Annotated in this window: 16 protein-coding genes and 2 pseudogenes; 8 read left to right on the top strand and 10 right to left on the bottom strand. The window is 69.0% G+C overall.

The annotated features are described in order from the left end of the window. Positions 1–100: 100 nt before the first annotated feature. Both BO221_RS50185 and BO221_RS53285 read left to right on the top strand, forming a co-directional pair. Complete coding sequence (locus tag BO221_RS50185) at positions 101–1,969, top strand: OmpA family protein (RefSeq protein ID WP_198956347.1); 1,869 nt, start codon at positions 101–103, stop codon at positions 1,967–1,969. An 11-nt stretch (positions 1,970–1,980) separates the two neighbouring features. Next, on the top strand, positions 1,981–5,982 hold the full coding sequence (locus BO221_RS53285) for a DUF4215 domain-containing protein (RefSeq protein ID WP_083682736.1): 4,002 nt from the start codon (positions 1,981–1,983) through the stop codon (positions 5,980–5,982). 586 nt (positions 5,983–6,568) lie between these two features. Here BO221_RS53285 and BO221_RS56930 read toward each other — a convergent pair. Then, complete coding sequence (locus BO221_RS56930) at positions 6,569–8,842, bottom strand: S41 family peptidase (protein WP_083682734.1); 2,274 nt, start codon at positions 8,840–8,842, stop codon at positions 6,569–6,571. Positions 8,843–8,956: 114 nt separating this feature from the next. Then, positions 8,957–9,496 carry a DUF1801 domain-containing protein gene (locus tag BO221_RS50160; RefSeq protein WP_073568065.1) on the bottom strand — a complete coding sequence of 180 codons (540 nt, stop codon included), beginning with the start codon at positions 9,494–9,496 and terminating at the stop codon, positions 8,957–8,959. A gap of 163 nt (positions 9,497–9,659) precedes the next feature. Here BO221_RS50160 and BO221_RS50155 point away from each other — a divergent pair, with 163 nt between their 5' ends. From BO221_RS50155 to BO221_RS56925, 3 genes are all read left to right on the top strand, one after another. Beyond that, positions 9,660–10,370 carry a rhomboid family intramembrane serine protease gene (locus BO221_RS50155; protein ID WP_073568088.1) on the top strand — a complete coding sequence of 237 codons (711 nt, stop codon included), beginning with the start codon at positions 9,660–9,662 and terminating at the stop codon, positions 10,368–10,370. A 62-nt stretch (positions 10,371–10,432) separates the two neighbouring features. Further along, positions 10,433–10,990: a hypothetical protein gene (locus tag BO221_RS50150; RefSeq protein WP_143196160.1), complete on the top strand. Its 558-nt coding sequence runs from the start codon at positions 10,433–10,435 to the stop codon at positions 10,988–10,990. Beyond that, positions 10,987–12,021 carry a hypothetical protein gene (locus BO221_RS56925; protein ID WP_233166630.1) on the top strand — a complete coding sequence of 345 codons (1,035 nt, stop codon included), beginning with the start codon at positions 10,987–10,989 and terminating at the stop codon, positions 12,019–12,021. Before BO221_RS50150 ends, BO221_RS56925 begins: the two co-directional genes overlap by 4 nt. On the opposite strand, the pseudogene BO221_RS56920 reads toward BO221_RS56925, so the two are convergent. From BO221_RS56920 to BO221_RS56915, 7 genes and pseudogenes are all read right to left on the bottom strand, one after another. After that, a pseudogene (locus BO221_RS56920) lies at positions 12,013–12,390 on the bottom strand (transposase); the annotation flags it as partial. The gene BO221_RS56925 and the pseudogene BO221_RS56920 sit on opposite strands and share 9 nt — an antisense overlap. A gap of 18 nt (positions 12,391–12,408) precedes the next feature. Then, positions 12,409–12,705 (bottom strand): annotated as a pseudogene (tnpB, locus tag BO221_RS57775) (IS66 family insertion sequence element accessory protein TnpB); the annotation flags it as partial. Positions 12,706–13,404: 699 nt separating this feature from the next. After that, on the bottom strand, positions 13,405–14,136 hold the full coding sequence (locus tag BO221_RS50130; RefSeq protein ID WP_233166629.1) for a DUF5953 family protein: 732 nt from the start codon (positions 14,134–14,136) through the stop codon (positions 13,405–13,407). 31 nt (positions 14,137–14,167) lie between these two features. Further along, entirely contained in the window at positions 14,168–14,821 is a 654-nt protein-coding gene (locus tag BO221_RS50125; protein WP_369866297.1) for a DUF6310 domain-containing protein, read from the bottom strand. Positions 14,822–15,631: 810 nt separating this feature from the next. Then, complete coding sequence (locus BO221_RS50120) at positions 15,632–17,290, bottom strand: hypothetical protein (RefSeq protein ID WP_073568060.1); 1,659 nt, start codon at positions 17,288–17,290, stop codon at positions 15,632–15,634. Positions 17,291–17,307: 17 nt separating this feature from the next. Continuing rightward, positions 17,308–18,294, bottom strand: a complete 987-nt coding sequence (locus BO221_RS50115) for an RNA ligase family protein (protein ID WP_073568087.1) — start codon at positions 18,292–18,294, stop codon at positions 17,308–17,310. A gap of 101 nt (positions 18,295–18,395) precedes the next feature. Next, a complete protein-coding gene (locus BO221_RS56915) occupies positions 18,396–19,154 on the bottom strand; it encodes an iron chaperone (protein ID WP_233166628.1) in 759 nt (252 codons plus the stop codon). 193 nt (positions 19,155–19,347) lie between these two features. On the opposite strand from BO221_RS56915, the gene BO221_RS50100 reads away from it, so the two are divergent. After that, a complete protein-coding gene (locus BO221_RS50100; protein ID WP_073568059.1) occupies positions 19,348–19,863 on the top strand; it encodes a peptidylprolyl isomerase in 516 nt (171 codons plus the stop codon). Positions 19,864–19,934: 71 nt separating this feature from the next. Continuing rightward, a complete protein-coding gene (locus BO221_RS50095; protein ID WP_073568085.1) occupies positions 19,935–20,735 on the top strand; it encodes an alpha/beta fold hydrolase in 801 nt (266 codons plus the stop codon). 271 nt (positions 20,736–21,006) lie between these two features. Here BO221_RS50095 and BO221_RS54590 read toward each other — a convergent pair whose 3' ends face one another. Continuing rightward, positions 21,007–21,321, bottom strand: a complete 315-nt coding sequence (locus BO221_RS54590) for a hypothetical protein (protein WP_143196159.1) — start codon at positions 21,319–21,321, stop codon at positions 21,007–21,009. Between the two features lie 388 nt (positions 21,322–21,709). Between BO221_RS54590 and BO221_RS50085 the strand changes: the two genes are divergently transcribed. After that, positions 21,710–24,499: an ATP-binding protein gene (locus BO221_RS50085; RefSeq protein WP_073568057.1), complete on the top strand. Its 2,790-nt coding sequence runs from the start codon at positions 21,710–21,712 to the stop codon at positions 24,497–24,499. Positions 24,500–24,515 lie beyond the last annotated feature (16 nt).

The following is a 24,515-nucleotide window of genomic DNA, read 5'->3' as shown; positions in this document are numbered from 1 at the left end:
CCCCACACTCTGAGTATTACCTTGTGCGGTGGCCTGGAGCATGCAATGGGCCCGCCACCCACCCGCTCGTCCAGAGCGCCGTGCTCCGAAAACCGGGCACATGGGTGTGGAGGAAACCTTGCTTTCAAGAAAGTACAACCCGTGGATCGGAGGAGCGGCCCTCCTCTGGGCCGTTACCGCCCAGGCACAGGCTCTGCGCGACATTCCCGGGCTCGAGCTGGAGCGGCTGCAACTCAATCCCGGCGCCCGTGACAGTCTCGTGTTGTCGACGGGCGACCTGCTGCAGCGGGGCCAGTACCACCTCGGCCTCACCGCGCACTATGAGCGCGAGCCGCTCGTGCTCATCGAGCGCGGCGAGCAGAGCGCCACCATCATCTCCGACCGCGTGACGACGCACCTGAGTGGCGCCTACGCCATCACCGACTGGCTCGAGCTGGGCGCGCAGGTGCCCGTGGTGGCCCAGTGGGGCCCGAACATCTCGGAGCTGGGCCTGTCCGCGCCCCAGACCCTGGCACTCGGCACCCCCTGGCTGCAGGGACGCGCCGGCCTCCTCTCCGAACGGGCGGGTGGACCGCTCGACCTGGGCGTGCACCTCGGCGCGGCGCTGCCCGTGGGCAGCTCGGAGGCCCTCACCCGGGATCAGGGCTTCGTCTTCTCCCCTCGCCTGGGCCTCGGCAAGCAGCTCGGCGGCACCTGGCGCGTGGGCGCCGACGTGGGCGCGCTCGTCCGCACCAAGACGTACTCGCTCTCCAGCAACACGCAGAACCCCCGGGACGAGCTGGGCGTGGAGGTGAATGGCGGCCTCAACCTCTCCGCCGCCCTGTTCGGCCTCAAGGAGGAGCTGGTGGTGCGCGGCGCGCTGCCCGTGGCGCGCTCGCCCTCCTCCCTGGAAGTGCTGCTCGGCCTGCGCGCCCCCCTGGGCCCTGGAGCCGAGGTGTACGCCCTGGGCGGCCCCGGCTTCGGACAGACTCCCGGCACTCCGCTGTTCCGCGTGCTCGCGGGCGTCTCGTTCACCCCCGAGGCCGCTCCCGTGAGCCGGTGCGTGGAGGGCCAGCCCTACGTCCTGGCCCAGTGCCCGGATCTCGACGCGGATGGCGACGGCGTGAAGAACGTGGCCGACCGCTGCCCATCCGACAAGGGACTCGCCCAGCTCAACGGCTGCGCCGACACCGATGACGACAAGGACGGCATCCTCAACCTGGCCGACCGCTGCCCCGCGCAGGCGGAGAACACCAACGGCTATCAGGACGACGACGGCTGCCCGGATGATCCGGATACGGATGGGGATGGCCTCGCCGACTCGAAGGACGCTTGCCCGCGCGACGCGGAGGACCTGGACGGCTTCGAGGACGCCAACGGCTGCCCGGAGCCGGACAACGACCAGGACGGCCTCGCCGACGCACGCGACGCCTGCATGAACGAGGCGGGCCCGAAGGAGAACCGCGGCTGCCCCGACAAGGATCGTGATGGGGACGGCCTCGTCGACCGGCTCGACAACTGCCCCGGCGAGAAGGGCCCCGAGAAGAACAAGGGCTGCAAGGAGAAGCAGCTGGCGCAGATCGACGAGGGGCAGATCCGCATGCTCGAGTCCGTCTTCTTCGAGCAGAACGCGGACGTCATCAGCACGCGCAGCTACAAGCTGCTCGACACGGTGGCGGCCATCCTCCAGTCGCACCCGGAGATCCAGAAGCTGCGCATCGAGGGCCATACCGACAACCAGGGCGATGCCGCGTACAACCTGGACCTGTCGCAGCGCCGCGCCGAGGCGGTGGTGAAGTACCTCGTGGGCAAGAGCGTGGTGCGCGAGCGCCTGGAGCCCAAGGGCTTCGGTCCGGCCCAGCCCATCGCCAGCAATGACACCAAGGAAGACCGCGCGAAGAACCGCCGCGTGGAGTTCAAGATCGTCGGAGACGTCGAGGGCGTGAAGACGCAGCAGGGCGCGCCCACCTCCGGCACCCTCGAGAAGTGAGGCGACATTTCATGAATACGTATGTCATTGAAGCTCTCTCCCGGGAGCCGGCGGCCGTGAAGCGCTCGCGCGCGGGAATCTCCGCGGCGGCGCTCGCGCTCGCCCTCCTCTCCACCCTCACCGGCTGCGGGACGGATGTCTCGCAGCCCCCTCCCCCCGGGCCCACGCTGGCGAGCCAGTCTCGGCCCCTTGCCGGAGACGGAAAGCTCCAGCCCGGCGAGCAATGTGACGATGGCAACACCACGAACGGTGACGGCTGTTCCAGCACCGGCGTCATCGAGTCCGGCTACCTGTGTCATGTCCCCGGCCGGGCCTGCTCCCTGGCGAGCCTGTGCGGCAACAACACGGCGGACCCGGGCGAGGCCTGCGACGACGGCAACACGACGGACAACGGCAACGGCTGCTCGGCCACGTGCGACCTGTCGCAGTGCGGCAACGGCGTGTTCAACAACCGCCAGTACCCGTCCTTCGCGCAGGAGACCTGCGACGATGGCAACCGCTTCGAGGGCGACGGGTGCAGCCGGCTGTGCGAGGTGGAGCCCGGCTTCGCCTGCGCGGGCAACCCGAGCCGCTGCGTGCGCGCGGGCGTGGCGCTGTTCAACACCGGCGTCGACGCGCACAACCGCCGTCTGGAGACGGGGAAGGATCCCCACTGGTTCTACGTGGGCACCACCACGGGCGCGGACCCCGGCCCGCGCAACGCCAGCGACTGGCCGCAGGAGAGCCAGACGGCGCGCTTCATGGCGCCGCAGGGCTCGTTCACCTGCGTGTACCAGGACTTCATGGTGCCCTCGACGACCAACATCCCGCAGTTCCGTCTGCAGCTGGCCACCTTCAACGACAACGACTTCTCCAGCGCCAAGGTGAACGGCGTGGGCTTCACGCCCATCATCGTCAACAACCCGCCCGGCGAGTCCTGGCAGAAGAACGTCTTCCGGGAGTTCGGCACCTCGGCGGCCTGGCGCGCCGGCCTCAACCGCATCGAGCTGTGCAATGAAAACGATCCCGACCAGGAGCCCAACGCCTTCCGCTATCTCTTCGTGGACGCGTACGACGACAAGTGCGGCGACGGGGTGATTTCGCTGCGCGAGGAGTGCGACGACGGCAACGCCACCCCGGGCGACGGCTGCAACGCGAGCTGCGGCATGGAGCCCGGCTACGCCTGCACCGGCCAGCCCAGCAAGTGCGCCGCCACCTGCGGCAACGGCGTGCAGAACGCGGGCGAGCAGTGCGACGACGGCAACACCACCGCGGGTGACGGCTGCAACAGGAGCTGCCGGGTGGAGGCCGGCCACGCGTGCCCCATCGCCGGCCAGTCCTGCGTGAAGACCTGCGGCAACGGCGCCATCGACCCCGGCGAGCAGTGCGATGACGGCAACGGGTACAACTCCGACGGCTGCTCCGCGGCGTGCCTCACCGAGCGCGGCTACGAGTGCGCCGGCGCTCCGTCCGCCTGCGCCCCCCTGTGCGGCAACGGCCGGATGGACAGCGGGGAGCTGTGCGACGACGGCAACATCACCCGGGGGGATGGGTGCTCCAATGCCTGCACCCTGGAGCTGGGCTACGCGTGCCCCACCGTCGGCCAGCCCTGCGTGAAGACGTGCGGCAACGGCACGGTGGACCCCGGCGAGCAGTGCGATGACAACGACCTGGAGCCCCTCGATGGCTGCGGCACCGAGTGCCGCGTCGAGCCGGGTTACGCCTGCAGCACGCCCTCGAGCGCGCCTTCCGTGTGCGCCGCCACCTGCGGCAACGGCGCGCTGGACCCGAACGAGCAGTGCGATGACAACAACACGAAGGCCGGTGATGGCTGCACGCCGGGCTGCCGCATCGAGACCGGCTACTCCTGCAGCGGGGCGCCGAGCACCTGCTCCACCGTGTGTGGCGACGGCATCATGGCGGGCGGCGAGCAGTGCGACACCGGCAACACCACCGCCGATGACGGCTGCGATGCGTCGTGCCGCATCGAGACCGGCTGGAGGTGCCCGGCGCCCGGGACGGTATGCTTCCAGACGTGCGGCAACGGCACGGTGGAGTCCGGCGAGAGGTGCGACGACGGCAACACCACCGCCGGCGATGGCTGCGGCGGCACCTGCCAGGTCGAGAGCGGCTACTCCTGCAGCGGCGCCCCCAGCGCCTGCCGCACCACGTGTGGTGACGGCATCGTGGCGGGCACCGAGGTGTGCGACGACGGCAACCTGTCCGGGGGCGACACGTGCTCCCCGCGCTGCCTGTGGGACGTGGGCCAGGCCTGCACGGCTTCCGGCGTCTGCGACGGCGTCTGCAACCCCACCACCAATACCTGTGCGCTCACCAACGTCTGCGGCAACGGCTTCGTCGAGGGCTCGGAGAGCTGCGACGACGGCAACACTGCCTCCGGCGACGGCTGCGGTTCCACCTGCGCCAGCGAGCCCGGGTCCAGCTGCTACGGCAACGCGCCGTCCATCTGCCACCCGAACTGCGGCGACGGCAGGCTCGGCGAGGGCGAGCAGTGCGACGATTCCAACATCACGGCCGGTGATGGCTGCGCCCCCCACTGCGCCATCGAGGCCGGTTACAGCTGCACCGGCAACCCGTCGGTGTGCGCGGTGAGGTGCGGTGATGGCGTCAAGGCCGCGTCCGAGGCCTGCGATGACGGCAATACCGTCTCCGGTGACGGCTGCGACTCCGCCTGCGCCGTGGAGAGCGGCTTCAGCTGCCAGAACACGGGCGTGCAGGCCTTCTTCACCCGCCGCGGCCGCACCGACTGCACGCAGGTGTCGAGCATCACCGCTCCGTCGCTGGCCTCCAGCACGTCCCAGCCCGCGCTGAGCGTGCCGGGCCGCTACCGCATGCACTACGTCTCGGGAGCCGTCAGCTACTCGAGCGGTGTCAACTGGTTCCCCGGCATCCTCGGCGTCAACGTCGACGCGGGCGCCGGTGTGCAGCGCTTCTCGCTCGGCATCGACTCCCCGGCCGTCCCGCCCTCCGCCACGAGGGATGAGGCCATGACACTCGGCTTCCCGCTGCTGCGCGACTTCGACGCGGGCACGGGCGAGGTGCGCCTGGCCCTCATCGGCACGGACTGCGGCCTCGGCAACAACAGCGACACCACCGTCACCTACCGCGTGGACGCGCTGTCCATCTGCCAGTGGATTCCCGCCATCACGAGCCCCTCCTCGGGTGGCCTCTCGGGTCCGAACATCGGGGGCACCGCCTCGCCGGGCGCCACCGTGCACGTGTACATCGACGGCGGCACCACGCCGGCCTGCACCGCCACCGCCGATGCTTCCGGCCATTGGACGTGCACCCTCTCCAGCGTCGGGGCGGGGCCGCACTCGGCCGTGGTCACCTCCACCATCGTGGGTGCCACGGAGACCGCCCCCGCCATCAACTTCACCCTCGACCTGACGCCGCCGGCCGCGCCCGTCATCACGGGTCCCAAGCCGGACTCCGTGCTCGCCACCTCGACGCCCGCGCTGAGCGGTACGGCGGACCCGGGCAGCCTGGTGACGGTGCGCGAGGGCTCGACGGTGCTGTGCACCGTCACTGCCAATGACAGCGGCAAGTGGAGCTGCACGCCGTCCACGCCGCTCGCCGATGGCCCACACACCGTGACGGCCACTGCCTCCAACGCCGCGGGGAACACCAGCCCGGTGTCCAACTCCGTCACCTTCACCACTGACACCCAGGCGCCCGACACCACCATCAGCCACGGCCCCGCCTCGCACACCGAGGACAACGCCGCGGCGTTCGGTTACTCGTCGAGCGAGAACGGCGTGCGCTACGAGTGCAGCCTGGATGGCACGGCCTACGCTCCTTGCAAGGACGCCTACGACGTCAAGCCCGGGGAGCACACGCTGAGAGTGCGCGCCGTGGACGCCGCGGGCAACGTGGACGCCACGCCCGCCGTGTACACGTGGACGGTGGAGGACACCCGTGCCTTCGCCGGTGGTGGATGCAGCGCGGCGCCCGCCTCGTCGTGGTTCGCGCTGCTGGGCCTGCTGGGCCTGCGCCGCAGGAACCGCCGCTGAGGCTGAGCAGTCCCTGAAAGACCCCCGGGGGTCCACCGAGTCAGGTGGGCCCCCGGCCTCTTTTGGCGGCGAAGCTGGACCCCACCCGAGTCAGGGCACGGCACCAGGCGCCTCACGTGATGGTATGTTCGTCTGCTCGCAGGAAAGTTGCCCGTTTCCGCCCTCTACACAGCTTGGATCCTGCGTCTTCCTCATGTCACAGAGCAACGCTGCCGAGATCTCCATGTGCCATGCGTGCGGCGTGGCACATGCCCCGAAGAGCTATTACCACCGCGGATCGGCGAGTGCGTCGGAGACGCCGCAGAGGGCGCCAGCAAATTACGCGTCCATGGGTCCGAATCGCGTTGACCAGACACACTCGTACGGCAGCCGCTGGGTGAGCGCGGGCGAGCCCACTCAGTCGCCCTGCGCACGCGACGGCTGCGGCAACGTTGAAGGCAACGTCAAAATCTTCATGGACGAGTGTGCGGGATTGGACGGCGTCAACGAATGCAGCGAGATCAAGTGCGCCAGATGTGGATGGTTTACGCTGTACAGATGGAGGGATGAGTTCTAGGCGTTGCGCAACAACAACGCCTTTCACGTCTCACTCGCGAAGCATGGAGATCGCCCGTTCGAGGACCTCGTCCCTCCCCGAGCGGATGCCTTGCACGGTGGGTCGCACCTCCACGTCCGGAGGGACTCCCACGCCCTGCACCGGACGGCCATCCGGGTAGAGCAGGAGCTGGCCGGTGAAGAGGACGCAGATGGCTCCAGGCAGGCACACGTTGGTGGTGTCTCCCACGGCACCCGCGGTGGGCGCTCCGACGATCCGCGTGCCCGCCGTGGCCTGGAGCATCATGGCCGTGTACTCGGCCTGGCTGGAGGCGCGCTCGTCCACGAGCATCACGGTGCGGCCGGTATAGCGCGGTGGGGTGGCTCGGGAGATTTCCGAGTCGGAGAACCGCAGCTCCTGGCGTTTGCCGGAGGACACGAGTGGCCGGGCGACCACCGCCGCGTGCTCGGCCCCCTTCACGTTGAGGCGGGGCGCCAGCTCCCACGCAGTGCTCCGGGGCTGGCCGCGCATGTCGAAGATGATGCCGCGAGTCCCCTTCATGGCCTCCAGCATCGGGTCGATCTGCTCCACCCGGAGTTGCCGCAGGTCGACATAGCCGAGGTTGCCCTCGAGCTTCCGGTAGGGCTCACCCTCGGAGGAGGGCTGCCGGAAGGGGGCGAGCCAGGCGCGGGAGCGGGGCAGCTTCAGTTCCTTCTGCCTGCCATCCGCGGACTTCACGCGCAGCGAGACCTGCGAGCCCTCCGGCCCGGCGAGCAGCATCTCCGCCACCTTCAGCGAGAGTGCCGCGGGAGTCGAGGCCGCGAGGTGACTGCGGAGGAACGCGGCCCGCTCCTCCACGGGCTGTCCATCCACGGTGAGCAGCTCGTCTCCCACGGAGAGCCCGGCCTCGCGGGCCACGTTGGCATCGAAAATCTCCGTCATCAGGGGGCGGCCCTCCACGTATCGGGGGAGGATGGGGGCAGTCGCCTCGCCCAGTGTGCGGAAGACGGTGCCGCGCTCGGCCAGGAAGATGTGGCCGTCATGGACGCGGGCGGACAGCTCGTAGAGCGCGAGCGCGTAGGTTCGGGCATCCGAGGCCTCGCGGGCCTTGCGGAGGAACTCGGGCAGCACCGTGTCCCAGTCGCCGAGCGCCTTCGGGTCCGGGTGGAAGTAGTGCATGACATTCCAGAATCGGCAGACGGCCAGCGTCCTGAGCCCGGGGGAGGGGTACTCCTGGTTCGCGTAGGTCTCGTCCGCGCGCCATGTGGGCAGTCCGGTTCGTTGTGAGGCATTGCGCGCGGGAGTCTTCGCCCTGCCCGAGCGGACGAGCTTCAAAGCGGCCTGGAAGGCGGGGCCCTGCTCTCCTTCATCGGCGTTCGCGGGCACGGTGACATCCGCGCGCAGGCCCTGCGAGCCCTCGGGGAAGACGAGCTCGGAGGTGCGCACGACGGCGCGGTGGCCACCGGCGAGCGGCAGCTCCATCGTCTTGACGGCGGGGCTCTCGTCGAGTGCTCCCTGGGCCACGAGGAAGGTGCGGGACGAGGAGCCCACCATGGCCAGCAGCAAGGGGACGAGCGGGGTACGCCCGTTGACGAGAAAGGCCATGGAGCGCTTGGGGGTGCCGGGGGCGGGTGCGAAACCTTCGGCGAGCCTCAGGTCCATCGTGGTGCCGTAGCCGCCCGAGGTGGCGCCGAACTGGATGCGATAGCCCGAGTGCTGGAGGTATCGCTCACCGGGGCCCGTGACCGGCTCGGAGGGCAGTGCGCCCGCGAGGAAGCCCAGGGCCTGGTCCATCCAGACGGCCTCATCGGTGCCACGGGCCCGCAGGTCCACGACGACGCGGCGGGCCTTCGCGAGCTCGGGGCCCAGTGAGGACACCGCCATGTAGAGCTCCTGGAAGTTCCCGAAGCGGCGGTCGAGATCCACCACGAGCACGTCCCCCACCTGGCGTGAGAGGGGCGTGGCCTGCGCGCTCGGAACGGGCGCGGGCGGTGTCTGCCGGGCAACCCGCGTGACAGGGTCTCCGAGCCTGCCGAGCATCCCCTGAAGGGCATCGGAGAGGGCTTCGGGAGAGCGGGCCTCCATCACCCGGGGCGCTGTCTCCACCAGCGCCGCGTCCCAGTCGAGGCCCCGGGAGGGAAGGGACGGATGGAAGTGCTCCACCGCACCCCAGATGCGGCAGAGCGCCGCGAGCCGCGCATCGGGAGTGGCCTCCACGAGCTCCGGAGCGTCCTCCGCCGTGGGGGCCGCATGTGCGGCGAGCCCCATGACGAGTGTGAGTAGAAAGATCGCTCCTGGCTGACGGCGAACTCGTGCGGTGGCCATTCTTCCCTCCCGAATGTTGCCGCAGAGACAGCATGAGGGGCGAAAGGTTCCCGAATTTTATCGAGAGTGGTCCTCACCACGCGAACTCTCCGCGGGCGGCCTCCCCCCTCTCCCTCAGGAGTGGTGCGCCACCGCGGCCTTCACCCAGCGCAGGATGCTCGCCTCGTCGATGTCCGCGGCGCTGCGCACCTTGAGGTGGCGCATGGTCTTCCCGGTGCCCTCGAGCTTTCCTTCCGGGTCGTCGAGCTTCTCCGGGGGCGCCATGATGCTGAGGGCGGCGTAGGTCGGCGAGGTGTAGAGCGCACAGAACCCGCCCTTCAGCTCGAAGTAGGGCATGCCCCACTTCATGGACTCGCGGGCGCCGGGGGCGGCCTTCTTCACCAGGGCACGCAGGGCCTCGAGGTGCTCGCGCCGCTCCGGAGGCTGCTGCTCGAAGAAGGCGTCCGCCGGGGCGCCGAGATCCTCGCGGCGCAGGTATTTGCGGGCAGGGGTCTTCTTGGCGGCCGCGCCCTTCGCAGGCGCCTTCTTCGCAGCCGCGCCCTTCGCCGGGGTCTTCGCGGGCGTCTTCCTCGCGGCGCTCTTCCGCGCAGGGGGATTCTTGGTGGGTGTCTTCTTCCTGGGTGTCTTCTTCGCCATCGCCTTGCGTGCCGCCATCCGAGCCTCCGAGGCCCCGGACCGCCGGGGCGGGCGGGGAGACTATCCCAACCCCAGCAGCGGAGGGCGCATGGGCCGGAGCCAGCTCGGGTTGCGCAACCTCCGCGAGGTGGCCACCTTACCCAGAGCGGCACCGTCGTCCGCCACGAGCCCCGAGCCCTGGATGAATCCCGAAGACCTGCCCCAAGGCCCGTACAAGGCGGAACCCGAGCCAGCCGCTCCTCCCCCGGTGCGCCAGCCGTGGCCTCCGGTGTGCGCGGCCGTCCTCGGGGGCTCGGTGGCCCTCTTCGTCCTGGACCTCCTGCTCGCCCCGTCCGGAGCCAACCCGGGGGCGCTCGGGCCCGTCTTCCAGCGGATTGCCCTCTTCGGGCCGCTCGTCCAGAACGGGGAGTACTGGCGGGTGCTGAGCTGCGTCTTCTCTCACGGAGGCGCCCTCCACCTGGCCTTCAACATGTGGGTGGGCTACTCCATCGGCTTCCCCTTGGAGCGGGCCATCGGCAGCGGGCGCTTCCTGGTGCTGTCCCTCATGGCCGCGCTCGGCTCCTCGGCCTTCGCCCTCTTCTTCAACTTCGACGTGCCCACCGTGGGGGCATCGGGGATGATCCTGGGCTGGGCGGGAGCCATGGTCGTCATCGCCACGCGCGAGTTCCGCAAGAGCCTCTTCGTCTGGCTGGCCCAGGTGGCGCTGCTCAGCCTGCTGCCCGGGGTGAGCTGGGCCGGACACCTCGGAGGCTTCCTCTTCGGCGTGCCCGTGGGCTTCGCCCTGCTCTCCGGTCACCGCGCCTTCGCTCGCGCCGCCCCCCTGCTGCTCGCCGTCGCCACGGTGGCGGTCTACCTCACGGCCCACCCGGAGCGATTCAGCGGTCCAGGCTGAGAGAGTGACACGAGCTTCACATCGCGAGTGACACCTCGCCCGGGCGGCGGTGTTCAGGCGGCATGACGCGATCGACGGGCCTCCGAGCCGTCCTCCTCCTCATGCTCTGCCTCTCGGGTACCGCACGCGCCCAGTCCACCTGGAGCAGCTTCGCCCACGTGGAGGTCCACGGCACCCTGCTCAATGGGGCACCGGGCGCGCCGTTGCTGAACATCAACTCGGGCTGGGCGGTGCGCGGCGGTGTGCGTCGCGGGGGCTGGGGCACCTTCCTCCAGGTCGAGCAGAGCCTCTGGCGCGGCACCGAGTATGGCGCTCACATGGTGCCCGGCGCCCTCAACCTGGGCATCGGAAGCGAGCTCCGCTTCGCGAACGGACTGGTCCGCTCCAGCCTCACCCTCGGCCCCTCCCTGCTGCTCTTCGACACCCAGCTCGACAAGGCCGGTCATCTCGGGGTGTTCCTCGATGCACGGCCCCTGGGACTGCGCTGGCGGCTCAGCCCCCACTTCACGCTCGGGGTGGATCCCCTCTCCTTCGCCATCGTCGCGCCCGTGCTGTCGGGCATTCCCCTCGTCCGGGTGCAGTACCGCACCACCCTCCTCATGGAGTTCGACTTCCCATGAGGCCCACCCCGTTCATCGCCATGCTGGCCTCGCTGCTCATCGCAGGGCCCGCCACCGCCTATACCGTCGCGACGGGGTTCTCCGAGGCCTGTCACGAGCGGATCACTCTCGCGGCCTGGTCGCGCGCCCTCGCCGAGCGCCCCTCGGGCCTCATTCCACCTCCGCCCGGCAACACGGCCGAGCTGCTCTCCGCCCATGTCCTCCGGGAGCACCAGGTCTCCGCCTACGACGAGCGGCAGCGCAACCTCGTCCTCAATCTGGTGCTCGGGGTACAGGCGCCGGACACCCATGGGCACTCGGTGCTCGAGCTGGAGAACACACGCACCATCCACGCGGACCCTGGAGACCAGTACGCCCACGCGCTCCGCGCACCGGAGGACGACGGACCGGAAGGTGACCGCGCCGCCATCGCGGGAACCCGGGCCCACATCAAGGGGTTGCTCGAGCAGTTCCGGGCGGAGCTGGAGAAGCCCCGGGACGAGCAGTTCATCCGGACCCGGCACTATCTGGACTACTACGGGATGATCGAGCTCGAGGCCTGGACCCCGGCCTTCTACCTGGGGGAGGCGCTACACGCCCTCCAGGACTCCTTTTCCCACTCCATCCGGTCCGACGACTTCCGGCGCATCCGCCACGTGCTCAACTATGGAGACGCCATTTCCAGCCACTTCGACGAGCACCGGGATGGGCTGCGTCATTCCTCGAGCCTGGACACGTGTGGCGACGACACCGTGCCGATGGTGCACGCGGCCACGGAAGCGTCGGCCGACCTCCTCCTCGCGGCCATGGCCGGGTCCGGCCAGGTCGACGCCATGCTCGACCGCTGGATGGGATACGAGGAGGGCTGCACCCTCGCGAACGACTACTGTCAGTCCCCCTGGACGGCGGTGGCCCGGAAGGAGCCGACGAAGCCCTATCTCGGGTGCACCGCGGCACCGGATGCGGTGCCACAGATTCTCCCGTGGCTCCTCACGTTGCTCTGTCTCGGCTGGCGCCGCCGGGCACGTGGAAGTGGTTGGAGGCAAAGGTGAAGGCGTGCAGCCGGACGGCGAGTTGGGGTGCGTCTGCACGCGCAGCAACACGTCCGCCAGGTACTCCTCGGGGTTGATTCCGTTCACCTCGCAGGTGGCCACCAGGGCGTAGAGGCCCGCGAGGTTTTCACCCGCCGCCTCGTGCCCGACGAAGAGGAAGTTCTTGCGGCCCACAGCGGCCTTGCGCAGCGCGCCTTCCGAGCGGTTGTTGTCCAGCGGCAGCCGCTCGTCCTCCACGAAGCGGCAGAGGGCGTCCCACTGGTTGAGTGCGTAGGCAATGGCCTGTCCCATGGGCCCCTTGGGCAGGTGCAGCGGTTGCTTTTCCGAGGCGACTTCTGCGGAAGGCTGGCCGGCAGGAGTCCAGGCACGCGGGCGCTCCACTCGTGCCACATCAATGCCGTCCAGCAGCATGGTCAGCTGCGTGGCGTCCAGCTGCACCGCCTGCGCTTCAGCGTCCACTCGCGGCAGGCGGAAGCGGCCCGACTCCAAGCGCTTGTAGTAGAGGACGAAGCCGCCGCGGCTGAAGGTGAGAATTTTCACCCTGTCGCCCTTGCGGCTGACGAAGACGAAGAGGTGCCCCGAGTACACGTCCTCGCCCCAGGCGGTGCGCACCAGGGCCATGAGCCCGTCTATGGAATTGCGCATGTCCACCGGCGGGGTGGCCAACAATGTGCTCAGCGTCATGCTCCGACGCTCCGCGAACTCCCTCTGCGTCAGTCCGCTCGCCTCGTACTCCTCGGCGACGCGGACCCACTCCGGTTTCTCACTCTGCTTCGACATGCCCAGCAGGGTCCGTCGGCTCCCTCAGCCCGGCCAAGCTCCGCAGCACGTCATTGGCCGGACGGATACGTTTGTGGAGCACCCCAGCATGGGCCTTCCTGCGCGCCCGGCGCCGCCCCCGCCATGTTTTAGGTGCTGAGCGGTTTTCGAGCGAGCGTGCGTGTGTACCCCTCACCCTCTGACAAGGGCACCATGCACTCAACGCAACGCCTTGCTCTCATGTGCCTCGCACTCGCACTCGCAGCCGCGGGCTGCCAGGACGAGGCCACAGGCTCTGCCCAGCTCGCGCTCTCCGTGAGCCAGGCCCTCTCCTCCCAATCTGTCACCCGCGTCACCGTCACCTCTTCAGGGCCAGGAATCCCCTCTGAGTGACGCAACCCGGCACGACACGCGGCGGAAAAGAGAAGAGCGGAAAGCGTGCCGAGAAATCCCCTCGCCTCCACCGTGCCGCCGCCTCTCGGAAGGCCGCGACGAAGGCCCGGCCCTGTACCCTCAAGCTGTGGGAAGCGCAGGGGCCGCGCACCGTCACCCGTGGGAGCGTCACGTTCCCGGTGAGCCAGCAGGCGAGGCCCTGAGCCCGGCCACTGCGAGCCGTGCCGAGCCTCAAGGGGTGGAGCGCCCGCCAATCTCCGGGAAGCGCTCGTAAGCCCGTTTGAGCGCGTCCAGGTGGGCGGGGTTGTCCAGGTCGAGCGGCGCATCCGTGAGCATGACAACCCACCCGCCTGTCGCGGTACGCCGTGAGCGCGAGACCAGCTCCGCATCGCGGGCGGGGTCCGGAAAGCCGATGGCCCGTGCGGCAGCATCCGACCAGTAGTTCAGCCATCCGAGGCGATGCGGAATCTCAGGCGAGCGCATGGCAACAGGGGACTTGATCACCGGCAGGCCGCGAGGAGGCGGCTCCAGGCCGTCTGGCCGATTCTTCGTCTGACGTGCAATGTCCACCCCCGCGCTGAACGGCGTCGCGTGACCCCAGAACGCGCGTGCGTCCTCCGCCACGGCCTCCAGTAAGGCTGCCGCAGCCGCGCTGCCGGCAGCGGACAGAGGTAGCGCTACATGGAATTCGAATTGAGCCCGACCGCCAGGAGAAATCCCCGCCGGCTTTCCCCATCCCGTCACGCTGACCCGGAAGTTGTCATCAGTGCTGCGCAGCGGTGGCATTTCCCCACGACTAGACTCGCGGGCGACGAATGCGTCGCGATCCGGCAACGGAATAAGCTTCCCCTCGTCAGAAATCATCAACCCAATGCGCAAGCCGGGGTGTGCGCGCTCCATCGCATGAACAACAGCCAAAGTTCGGCCATCATCCCCCGCAAGCGCAGGCGCGTAGACGATCATGCCGATCTGATTCTCTCGTGTAGCTGGCATTTCAGCACCAATCCATGACGACGATCAGGTTTTCGAGCGCCGGTTCGGCGTACTCCAGCGCCTTTTTGTGTGCGGCACTTCGAACGCCGACCCGAAAATCAAATCCGCACGCCCTCGCAAGCTCACGCTCGATCAGAAAATCACGCACGTGCTTTCCTACTACAATGTCTTGAAGTTCGAGCGGGTACGAGTCGTAGTTGTCAGTTTTCACCTCCCAAAGCACGCCCGCGACAACCTGCAATGCGTCGAAAGCCTTGCCGTTGACCAGCGCGTTAGCCCCACGGTAGGCGTTGAACTTGATCCCGTCAGCGCACTTGTTGTGCAGCTTGTTCCCGCCCTTGGGCGGCACCCGTCGAGGCTTGCACTCCGGACGGCGCTCCCGCTCCGAGACTTCGGTTGGCCCCACGGGAGGGAAGTCCGGCCCTTTTGGCTCCGGCTTGGGCCTTTTTTCCGGCAAGGGTTCCTGCGGAGCGGGCTTCGTTTCAGGCACGGGCCGCGTTTCAGGCGCGGGGATTACGACCTCGGGTTCGTCTCCTAACAGCTCATACGCATCCAGCGCCTCTTGGAGGGCGAATCCCACCACCACCACGCCCGCGACGATCACCGCTCCCACGATGATCTCCGGCGCCGCCAGGACACAGAGTCCGACGCCCACTGCCACACCTGCGGAGGCGACGGCGCATCTGCCCGTGATGTCCCGAAACCGAACCCTTTCATGGTCCAGAGCGTGGTAGCACCTCTCCGCCAGCACGGGCCAGGGCTCGGAAGCCTCCTGGACGGCGCACCGGCCCCCGTCCGTCCAGGGCAGCGTCGCCGCTCGCTGGAGGTTGGCGAGCCTCGGGTCCCGGGCCGCTGGCTGTGTTGGGCTGGGCGGTGTCGTCGTACAGGCTGAGAGAAAGAGCAGAAGTGCGATGCACGCTCGGAGACGCATGGCCGGACCCTCCACCCGATTCAAGACCTGAATGGTCCTGGCGGGGCGGTTCGGAGTATGGCGGCGTGCCCCTACAGTCACGACCGCTCGCAAGGGGAGCGGCAGGGGGAAGAGGGTGCAGCAGCCGCAGCTCGGTCCTATGGATGGCTCCCAAGGCGCTAGCCGTGCCAGGGGGCGCGCGCTCGCGGACAGTGCCAGGACAGGGACCGCTGGACCGCTTGCCACGGAAGCGGCGAGCCACACAGCCCAGGATGTCTAGCGACGGGAGGTGGGCAGCCCCCGCCATGTTGCACGTATGTGGCAGGAGCGTGCGGAATGGGCCGGAACAAGGTGGGACAGGAGGGGACGCGGCGGGATACCGACTCCCAAGCATTCCGGGCGGTTGCGAGGTAAGGGCGCGATTCTGCTGGGAGTTTCGCACCGCCCGGCGCGGGTTCGATTCCCGCCGACTCCAATAGAGATTGCCCGCCGCTCTGACTCTCACCGCGCGCCGCGTGCCTCCGCCGGTGGAGGCCTGAGCGGCTGTACGGGCCCTCAGCGGATGCGGCGGGCGAGCTGTTCGAGGTGCGGCGGCAGCCCCCGCGCGGGGTCGAGCACCTCGGTGGCGAGCTCGTGCCACAGGTCCCGGTAACGCTCATTCCCGGTCGCGCACAAGAGTGCTCCGAAATCCGGGTGAGGGTCCGAGGCCTCGGGCTCCACCGCCTCGAAAGCCGCGACGAGCGGACCGAGCCGCGGATCCCCGGGCGCGCGGCGCGCGAGCGTCAGCACGAGCGCGAACAGCGGCCACGCATATCCCGCCGCCGGCTCCATGACGTCCGCCAGCCACACCAGGAGCTGCTCCAGCTCGGCATCGAGCCCGAGCGCCCACGCGCTCTCGAGCAGGGGCGCCAGCGAGTCTTCGAGCTCACCCATCTGCTGACTGATGGGCAGCACCACGTCGAGCGCGAGCACGGTGCACGCGAACGCGCGCCGGACGTGGGGTGTGTCCGCTCCCCGGGTCCATCGTGTGAGCTCGAGCACCTCGCGTGGTTCCCACGGGAGCGGCAGCGGGAAGGTGCCCGTGGCCTGGATCTCGAGGAGCGCCTGGTGGTGTTTGCCCGCGCCGCTGCCGTAGTCGGCGTTGGCCATCGCCGTGAGATCCTCGGGACGGAGTCGGGTGCGCAGGCGATGCAGAAGTGCGCGCGGGTCGCGGGCTTCCCACCCCTCGAAGTGGCGCCAGGGCACCGCCTCGCTCTCCAGCGAGCGCATCGTGGGGGCGAGCTGTGCCGCCCGCGCCTCATCCCCCAACCAGCGCCGGAACGCCACCGCGAGCTGCTCGCGCTGTGGGTCCGACGGCGCGGGCTCAGCCGCCAGCGCCGCCTCGAGACAGCGCTGGACCCCCACCGGATCCCACGTGCCCTCGCGTGAGCTGTCACCGCCGTCGCGGTAGCCCTCGGCCAGCACGAGCCAATCCTCGAGCGTCCTCGCGAGCGTCTCCCCTCGGACCAGCGCGCCACGCAGCGCATCCTCGTCCTGGAACATCGAGCGCCAGGCGATCGTCAGGGCGGTGAGCGTTTGGATGTCGGAGGTCCCAGTAGTCGCGAGCTCCAGGAGCGACCGCGCGCGCTCCTTGTCGTGAAGGGACTCGCTCCATTTCAAGGCGATCGACCACAACTCCCGATAATCGCCGCGCTCGAGAGACAGCCGTTCCGCGCGCTCCAACAGGCCACGAGCCTCTTCCAGGTCACCGCGGAACTCGACGTAGCCCTCCGCGAGAGCCTCGAGATCCTTCGGCTGGGAGGCACCCGTGGCCGCGCTCGCGAGACACCGGTGGACGGATTCCGTGTCGCCGAGAACCTCCTGGTAGGCGCGGGCGAGCAGCACCCATTGGTAGGTCTGCGTGGGCATGTACGACGGCGGCGACAAGAGGCGCGCTTCGATCCAGCCCAGCGCCGCACCCGCCGCCGCTCGATCGCCCAGCCGCGTCAGCAGGAATTCGGCGGCCCGGCGGCATGGCCAGTGCTCGCCCTGGGCGCGTTCGAGCGCCGTCCCGACGCACCGCCGCGCCGCCGCCACGTCCCCGGAATCGAGCCACGCGGCCGCGAGCCCCAGCCAGTCGTCGGGCCACCGCGCCGCGCGCTCCCCCTGTGCGAGGCACGACGCCACGTCCTTGCCCTCGCGCGCACGCGCCAGCCAGTCCTCGGTGGTCAACATTCCGCTCAGCTTATCGGTCAGCGGGACGGGCTCGAAGTGGACAGGCCGAGCGCCGTCAGGACGAGCGGCATGGCAAGCCCGCGGATACGGGTGGACAGCTCCTCGTCCGCGGTGGTGTCGAGCGAGCGGCACGCCAGCGGGAAGGCCAGCTCCAGGTCGACGCGCACATCCAGCACCAGCTCGTCGAGCACCTGGCCCGCGTCACTCCGTCCCACCTTCGACACCGCGCTGGCGAGACGCGCCGGATTGACCAGGCGTTCGGCCCACCCCACCAGCTCGTCGAGAGACAGCGGCTGGTGGGGATTCCAGGCCTCGCTCTCGTCGAAGCGGCCCTCGTTGAACTCGTCGATCTTCCGCTTGAAGGAGACTCGCTGGCCTGGGGCCGCGCGTTGATCGACCTTGATGACGAGGCCCTCGGCCACGTTGTTCTCGATGAGCGGAAGTCCCAGCAGCGCGGGGATACGGGCCGGCGCACGCGTGGGCACCGCCCCCATCTCGGAGCGGGTCCCCCGCCGCACCACGGGCGGCGTCAGCAAACCCGCCTCGCGGGCCGCCGCCTCCACTTCGTGGTGGGCCAGCAGCACGCCCTCGTCCTCCTCCGAGCGCGCCACCAGGATGTCGAACGGGGACCACCGCAAGTCCGGCGCATACCAGATGCCCGTCTGCACCGGAGACATCCCCGGCACCGCGGGCACGTCCGGATGCGGGTAGTGGCCGCCGAAGAGCTCGCCGTAGATGTACACGGCGTCCCCTTCAGCCCCCACCGAGCGGGCGATGGTCCGAGCCGCGGCGCCAAGCTGCACGCGCAGCAGTTGCCACCCGAAGAAGGGCTCCTCCTCGGTCAGCCAGGCCTTGCGCTTGCCGAAGTGGACCTGCCCCGCTCCCACCGCCACCACGAGCTGGGCACCATGGAGCTTCTCCAGGGCCACCCAGGACCCTCCGGGTGCGGGCTGCGCCCTGGGCTCACCCGAGGCTGGCATCTTGGCGTATGGACGGAAGCGCATGACCATGGTCGTCAGAGGACGCCGGGCCTGGAGCGGAGCTGACACCTCCGCTCGCCTTCCGCGGAGCAGGCATCAGCGGCGGGGACGTCCATGCTCCCCGGTCACTTCGCTGCTTGGGCGCGCCGCTTCTGGAGGAAGGCGACCACCCGCTCGATGAGCGCGTACGGAATGGGCGCGTTCAGGGGGAACTTGAGCGTGTCCTTCGCGTCGCGGTACGGCGCGAGCTCCTTCTCGATGGGATCGTCCGAGCGGTAGACCGGGTAGAGCCCGATGTGGTGTTTCCAGGCCGCGAAGTACACCGCGTTCCGCTCGTCGAGCATGAGCGCGGGCATCCCATAACTGATCTTCTCGTGGGCCTTGGGGAGCACCTTGCGGATCGTCTTGCGCACCTTCCCGAGGATGGCCTGGACGTCCTCGGGAGCCGCGGCGATGTACGCGTCGATGCTGGAGGGCTTGTTGGCGCCCTTCTTGGCCGGTGGGGACTTCGGGACGGCCTTCGCGCGGGGCGTCTCGCCACTGCCCGGCCGGAAGCGCATGACACTCCACACGGAGTCGAGCGCGACCTGGCGCACGCCCTCGATGCCCTGGTGCTTCAGGTGCTTCCACAGAATGTCCCGGTTGAGGTCCGTGTCCAGCTGTCCCGCCTTGGGGTAGGCCACCCACGCGATGCGGTCCTGCTTCGCGGCCTCGACAAGGGGCGCGCACTTGCTGTCCACCTCGGCGAGCGTCTTGACGAAGACGAGGACGCCTTCCTTGGCCGAGGCCGTGGTCGTGACGTCGTCGAGGTCCACGTCCCTGGGCTTGCCGAGGACACGGATCTTCATGCCTTCCTTGATGTTCAACTTCTTCGCGAGGCTCATGGCGCCATCTTCTCGGGCCTCCCCGGGGCGGTGTCAACGACCGGACGTCCGTTCTCCCTGGCCGGCCCGGCGCGCGATGGCGCTGGGTAACGAGCGCGCGGTGGTCTACAAACTGGAACAGTCGCAGACCTGGACTACATGCTCCGCGCGTACATTCGCTTCCCCACCCGTTCCATAAAAGGAAGGAAAGAACATGGCGAACATCAAGGACCCCGAGAACACCCTCGTGATGGAGACGACCAAGGGCAAGGTCGTCATCGAGCTGCGCCCCGACCTCGCGCCCAACCACTGCGCCCGCATCAAGGAGCTGGCGCGGGAGGGCGCCTATGACGGCGTCGTCTTCCACCGCGTGATCGAGGGCTTCATGGCCCAGACCGGTGACGTCAAGTTCGGCAAGACCTCCGGCCCCGACTTCAACCCGAACCGCGCCGGCATGGGCGGCTCCAGCAAGCCGGACCTGAAGTCCGAGTTCAACAACGCCAAGCACACCCGCGGGGCGTGCTCGATGGCGCGGGCGCAGGATCCCCACTCCGCCAACTCGCAGTTCTTCATCGTCTTCGACAACGCCACCTTCCTGGACAAGCAGTACACGCTCTGGGGCATGGTCATCGAGGGCATGGAGAACGTGGACAAGATCAAGCGCGGCGAGCCGGTGCGGGACCCGGACAAGATCGTCTCGCTGAAGGTCGCGGCGGACATCGCGGGCTGATGGATGTCCAGCGGGAGGCGGTCCTCGGGGCCGCCCTCCGCTCACCCCCTGCCCTTGCCGGCAAGGACACCATGACGACCTGGCGCAGTGGAACCTGCGAAACGAACGGCATCAACGTCCACTACCTCCGAACCGGAGGCGCCAGGCCTCCCGTCGTCTTGCTCCACGGATTGACCGGGAATGGTGCCTGCTGGACGCCCCTGGCTCGCGCGCTCGAGGGTGAGTTCGACGTCGTCATGCCCGACGCCAGAGGGCACGGCGGTTCGAGCGCGCCGCTCCACGGCTACCGGTACGACGATCTCGCGAGCGACGTCGAGGGCCTCATCCGCGGCTTGGAGCTCCCTCGTCCAGTTCTGCTTGGCCACTCGATGGGCGGCATGACCGCCGCGGTGGTGGCGAGCCGATGGGCGGGAGGCCTCCGCGGCCTCATCCTGGTCGATCCGACGTTCTTGAGCCCCGAGCGCCAGCGCGAGGTGCGCGACAGCGATGTCGCCGAGCAACACCGCCGAACCCTCGGCATGCGGAAGTCAGAGCTCGTCGCGCAGCTCCGAGCCCGGCACCCGCGCCGCTCACCCGAGCTCGTCGAGCTTCTTGCCGAGGCGAGACTGAAGACCCCTCTGGGCGCCTTCGACGTTCTCACGCCCCCCATGCCCGACTATCGCGCCGTGATGAGCGCGATTGACGTCCCGAGCCTGCTCGTCATCGGAGACAGCAGCCCTGTCGTCACGCTCGAGATGGCAACGGAGCTGCGGAGACTCAACCCACGCGTGCGAATCGCACAGGTACAGGACGCGGGCCACGGCCTTCCGTTCGAACAACCCAAGCGCCTGGGCGAGGTGGCCGCGTCGTTCTTGCGTGAGCTGGCGCAGTAGGTTGTGCCTCTCGGAGGGACACCCTTGCGGGTACGCCGACCGGCTCGCTCGTGACGTGGTCGATGGATGGGAACCACAATTTCATAGGCAAAGCCGTCGGCATGTTCATGGACATGGACAACATGCTCGGCGCCGACATCGAGAAGGGGCTCGCCCAGCTGAAGACCGTCGCCGAGGGCAAGCAGGTTCCCCTCGGTGGCGGCGTGTCCTGGGATGCCGGACCGGGAGGCCCGGGAGTGAAAGTCCCAGGCCTCGTGGGCGGAGCGGAAGCTCAGCCCTCGGCGGCGGACTGCTCCGCGGCCTGGTTCTCCGCGCTGCAGACGAGCGAGGACGCATCGTCCTGGCGGGACTCCCCCTGCATCACCAGGTCCTCCATCGGGGCGGGCGCGACGCAGGTGGCATCACAGGAGGAGGGGATGTACCGCCCGCAGGTGGTGAGCGTGCCTCCGATGGCGCAAGGGTCACCGCAGCACGACGCCCCGGCCTCACAGATTTCGGAGCACTGCTCCGGAAGGGCGGAAGCAGATAGCGGCGCGAGGAAAAGCAGGGCGGTGGCGGCCAGCAGGGACTTCAGCATCGTGCGCATGGTTGCTCCTTTTGGGTGGGGAACAGCCGCGCCAATGTGAAACGCCTGTCGCTTTTCGTAAATGAGGAGTTTCACGTAACTGGGACTCTCCCGAGGTGTCGGCGGCCCGCCCTCTCAGGCTGCTGCGCCGGATGGACGCCTCCGCTTCCTCGGTTGTGGAGGCCCAGCACAGGGCAGACGTAGCGAGCCCAGGCCTGCCGGGCAGATTCAGGGGTCAACGCTCATCCTCGCTCGCAAAGGGTGTGGGCAGGCATTGGATCCAGCCCACACGCAAATCATGCGCCTGGCATCGGGTTAACAGGACATGTTCTGGCTCCGAATACTGAAGCTCCCCATCGCGCGATGGGCCGCCGCCGTTCTGGCCTCCGGACCGGCACTCGGAATCGGGATGTTGTTCAAGCCGCGCGAGCCAGCCTTCCTCCTGGTGGCACTCGCGATGGTGGCAGCCAGTGCCTCGTATGGAGGGCTCGTCCCGGCGCTTCTGACCCTCGCGCTCGAGTGCCTGATGTTCGCCTTCGTCCCCAACGTGACACAGATGGGGATCTTCGTCCCCCTGGCCATCGGGGTCTCGCTCTTCAACGCGCACGCGCGAAGCACCTCGAGGAAACCTCTCGCCTCGCGGCTGGACGCGGAGGGAGAGTCCCTCCGGCGGGCCTCGAGCAAGGAGCAACGGGACCAGGCTCTCTTCCACTCCGCCATCGAGCAGTTCGGCCAGCGTCTGGTCTCCCGCCCGGATCTGCCCTCGTTCCTCCACGAGGCGGTCTTCCTGCTGGCCAATACCCTCGAGGTAGAGTTCGTCGAGCTCCTGGAACTCAGCAGCGATCGCCAGGCCCTCCACCTCCGGGCGGGGGCAGGCTGGAAGGAGGAGGGGGCGCGCCAATTGAGCCAGGAGATGGGGAAGCGCTCGCCCGCGGGTTTTGCCCTGCTCACGCGCGAGCCAGTCCTCATCGAGGCTCTCCAGGAGGAGGAGCGCTTCCAGGTGCCTCCACGGCTCCGCGACCACGGGGCCGTCAGTGGGCTGTGTGTCCTCATCGAGGGAGTGGACTCCTCCTTCGGCGTGCTCGGGGCGTACACCCGGACGCGGCGGAGTTTCACCCAGGCGGAGCTCCAATTCGTCCGGAGCGCGGCCGGGGTGCTCACGCGCGCCATCCGGCTCCAGCAGCAGTTCGAGGCGCAGCGGCGGCTCGAGGAGTGGCTCCAACTGCTCGCCGAAGAGCTCCGGGACTACGTGCTCTGCCTGCTGAGTCCCACCGGGCACGTGACGGACTGGAATGCCGGAGCCGAGCGGCTCACTGGCTGGAAGGCCGAGGAGATTCTCGGCCAGGAGCTTTCCCGCTTCTACCCCGCCGAGCTCGTGGCCCGGGGGAAGACCGGCCGCGCACTGGGGATGGCGGAGGCCGAGGGGCGCTTCGAGGAGACGGGCTACCGTGTCCGCAAGGACGGCTCGCGCTTCTGGGCGGACATGGTGCTCACCGCGTTGCACGCCCCTGGGGGGGCCCTCCGGGGCTTCTCCCTGGTGATGAAGGACCGCACCTCGCTCCGGCAGGCGGAAGAAGAGCGGGGACGGCTGGTGGAGCAGCTCGCGGAGGAGGAGCGCCTGGCCGCCGTCCTGACACAGCTCCCCGCTGGCGTGCTGATCGCGGAGATCCCCAGCGGGCGGACCGTGCTCTGGAACCGGCAGATGGAGGAGATCACGCGCCTGCCCTTCCAGCCCTTCGCCTCGCTCGAGGAGTACCAACACCACCGCCGGATCCTTCGTTTTCACCCGGACGGCCGGGCCTACCAGCCGCACGAGCTGCCCCTGGCGCGGACGATCCTGACGGGCGAGGTGGTGAAGGACGAGGAGATGATCATCGAGCGGGGGGATGGGACCCGAGGCGTCGTGCTCGTGAGCGCCGCGCCCGTGCGGGATGCGGAGGGACAGCCGATCTGGGCCGTGCTCACCGTCATCGACGTCACCGAGCGCAAGAAGGCCGAAGAGGCCCAGCGCTTCCTGGCGGAGGCCAGCCGCATCCTCGGCGAGTCGCTGGAGCTCGAGGAGACGCTGACGCGGCTGGAGCATCTGGACTTCCACCAGAGCACCAACGGGTGCGGGTTCCTGCTCCTGGAGGAGGATGGGAGCCCCGAGCGGCTCTCGGCGGACGTGCCCCCTGCCCGGGCCACGTTGCTCCACGCAGTCCTTCGGCACACGGTGGGCGAGGTGCTCGAGACAGGCAGGCCGTTGCTGGTACCCGAGGTGGGGGAGCAGCACCTCCGGGCCCTCGCGCCGGACGAGGAGCACCTGCGCCAGTTCCGTGAGGCACCGCTCGTCTCCTATGTGGTCGTCCCCCTGGTGGCCCGGGGCCGGATCATCGGGGTCATCGGCTACGTTTCCACCCGCCCGGAGAGCCCCTTCGGCCAGCAGGAGCTGGCAACCGTGGAGGAGCTGGCCCGCCGCGCGGCGCTGGCCATCGACAATGCCCGGCTCTACCAGCAGGCCCAGGACGCCATCCGCGCCCGGGACGAGCTCTTCTCCATCGCGGCCCACGAGCTGAGGACACCGCTCAACGCCCTGCACCTCAAGGCCCAGGTTCTCCAACGCTCGCTGCACAAGCAGCCCGCCCTCGAGCAGGACAACCGGTTCGGGGAGGGCATCCAGGTCATCGCCCAACAGGCCGATCGGCTCTCCCGGATGATCGGCAACCTGCTGGACATCTCCCGCATCCGGGTCGGTCAGCTCCAGCTCGAGCCCGAGGAGTTGAACCTCGCCTCCCTGGTGAAGGATGTCGTGGAGCGCATGAGGGAGTCGCTCGGCGCCGCCGGCTGCGAGCTCCACGTGGAGCTCACGGAAACGGCTCCCGGCCAATGGGACCGGATGAGGCTCGAGCAGGTGGTGACGAACCTCCTCTCCAATGCGCTGAAGTACGGAGTGGGCAAGCCCATCGAGGTGCGGGTGTGGGAGCACGAACGGTCGGTGATGCTGAGCGTGCGCGACCACGGGATTGGCATCCCGCCCGACAAGATCGAGCACATCTTCGGCCGCTTCGAGCGGGCCGTCTCCGGACGCCAGTTCGCCGGGCTCGGGCTCGGGCTCTATGTCACCCGGCAGATCATCGACGAGCACGGCGGCCGCATCCGCGTGGAGAGCCACCCCGGCGAGGGCTCCACTTTCACGGTGGAGTTGCCGCGCACCGGATGAGCCGGCCCTTCCACGC

The organism is Archangium sp. Cb G35 (genome assembly GCF_001896145.1).
Taxonomy (GTDB): domain Bacteria; phylum Myxococcota; class Myxococcia; order Myxococcales; family Myxococcaceae; genus Archangium; species Archangium violaceum.
The sequence above is the reverse complement of the archived record's forward strand: the minus strand, read 5'-3'. Positions and strand labels throughout refer to the sequence as shown.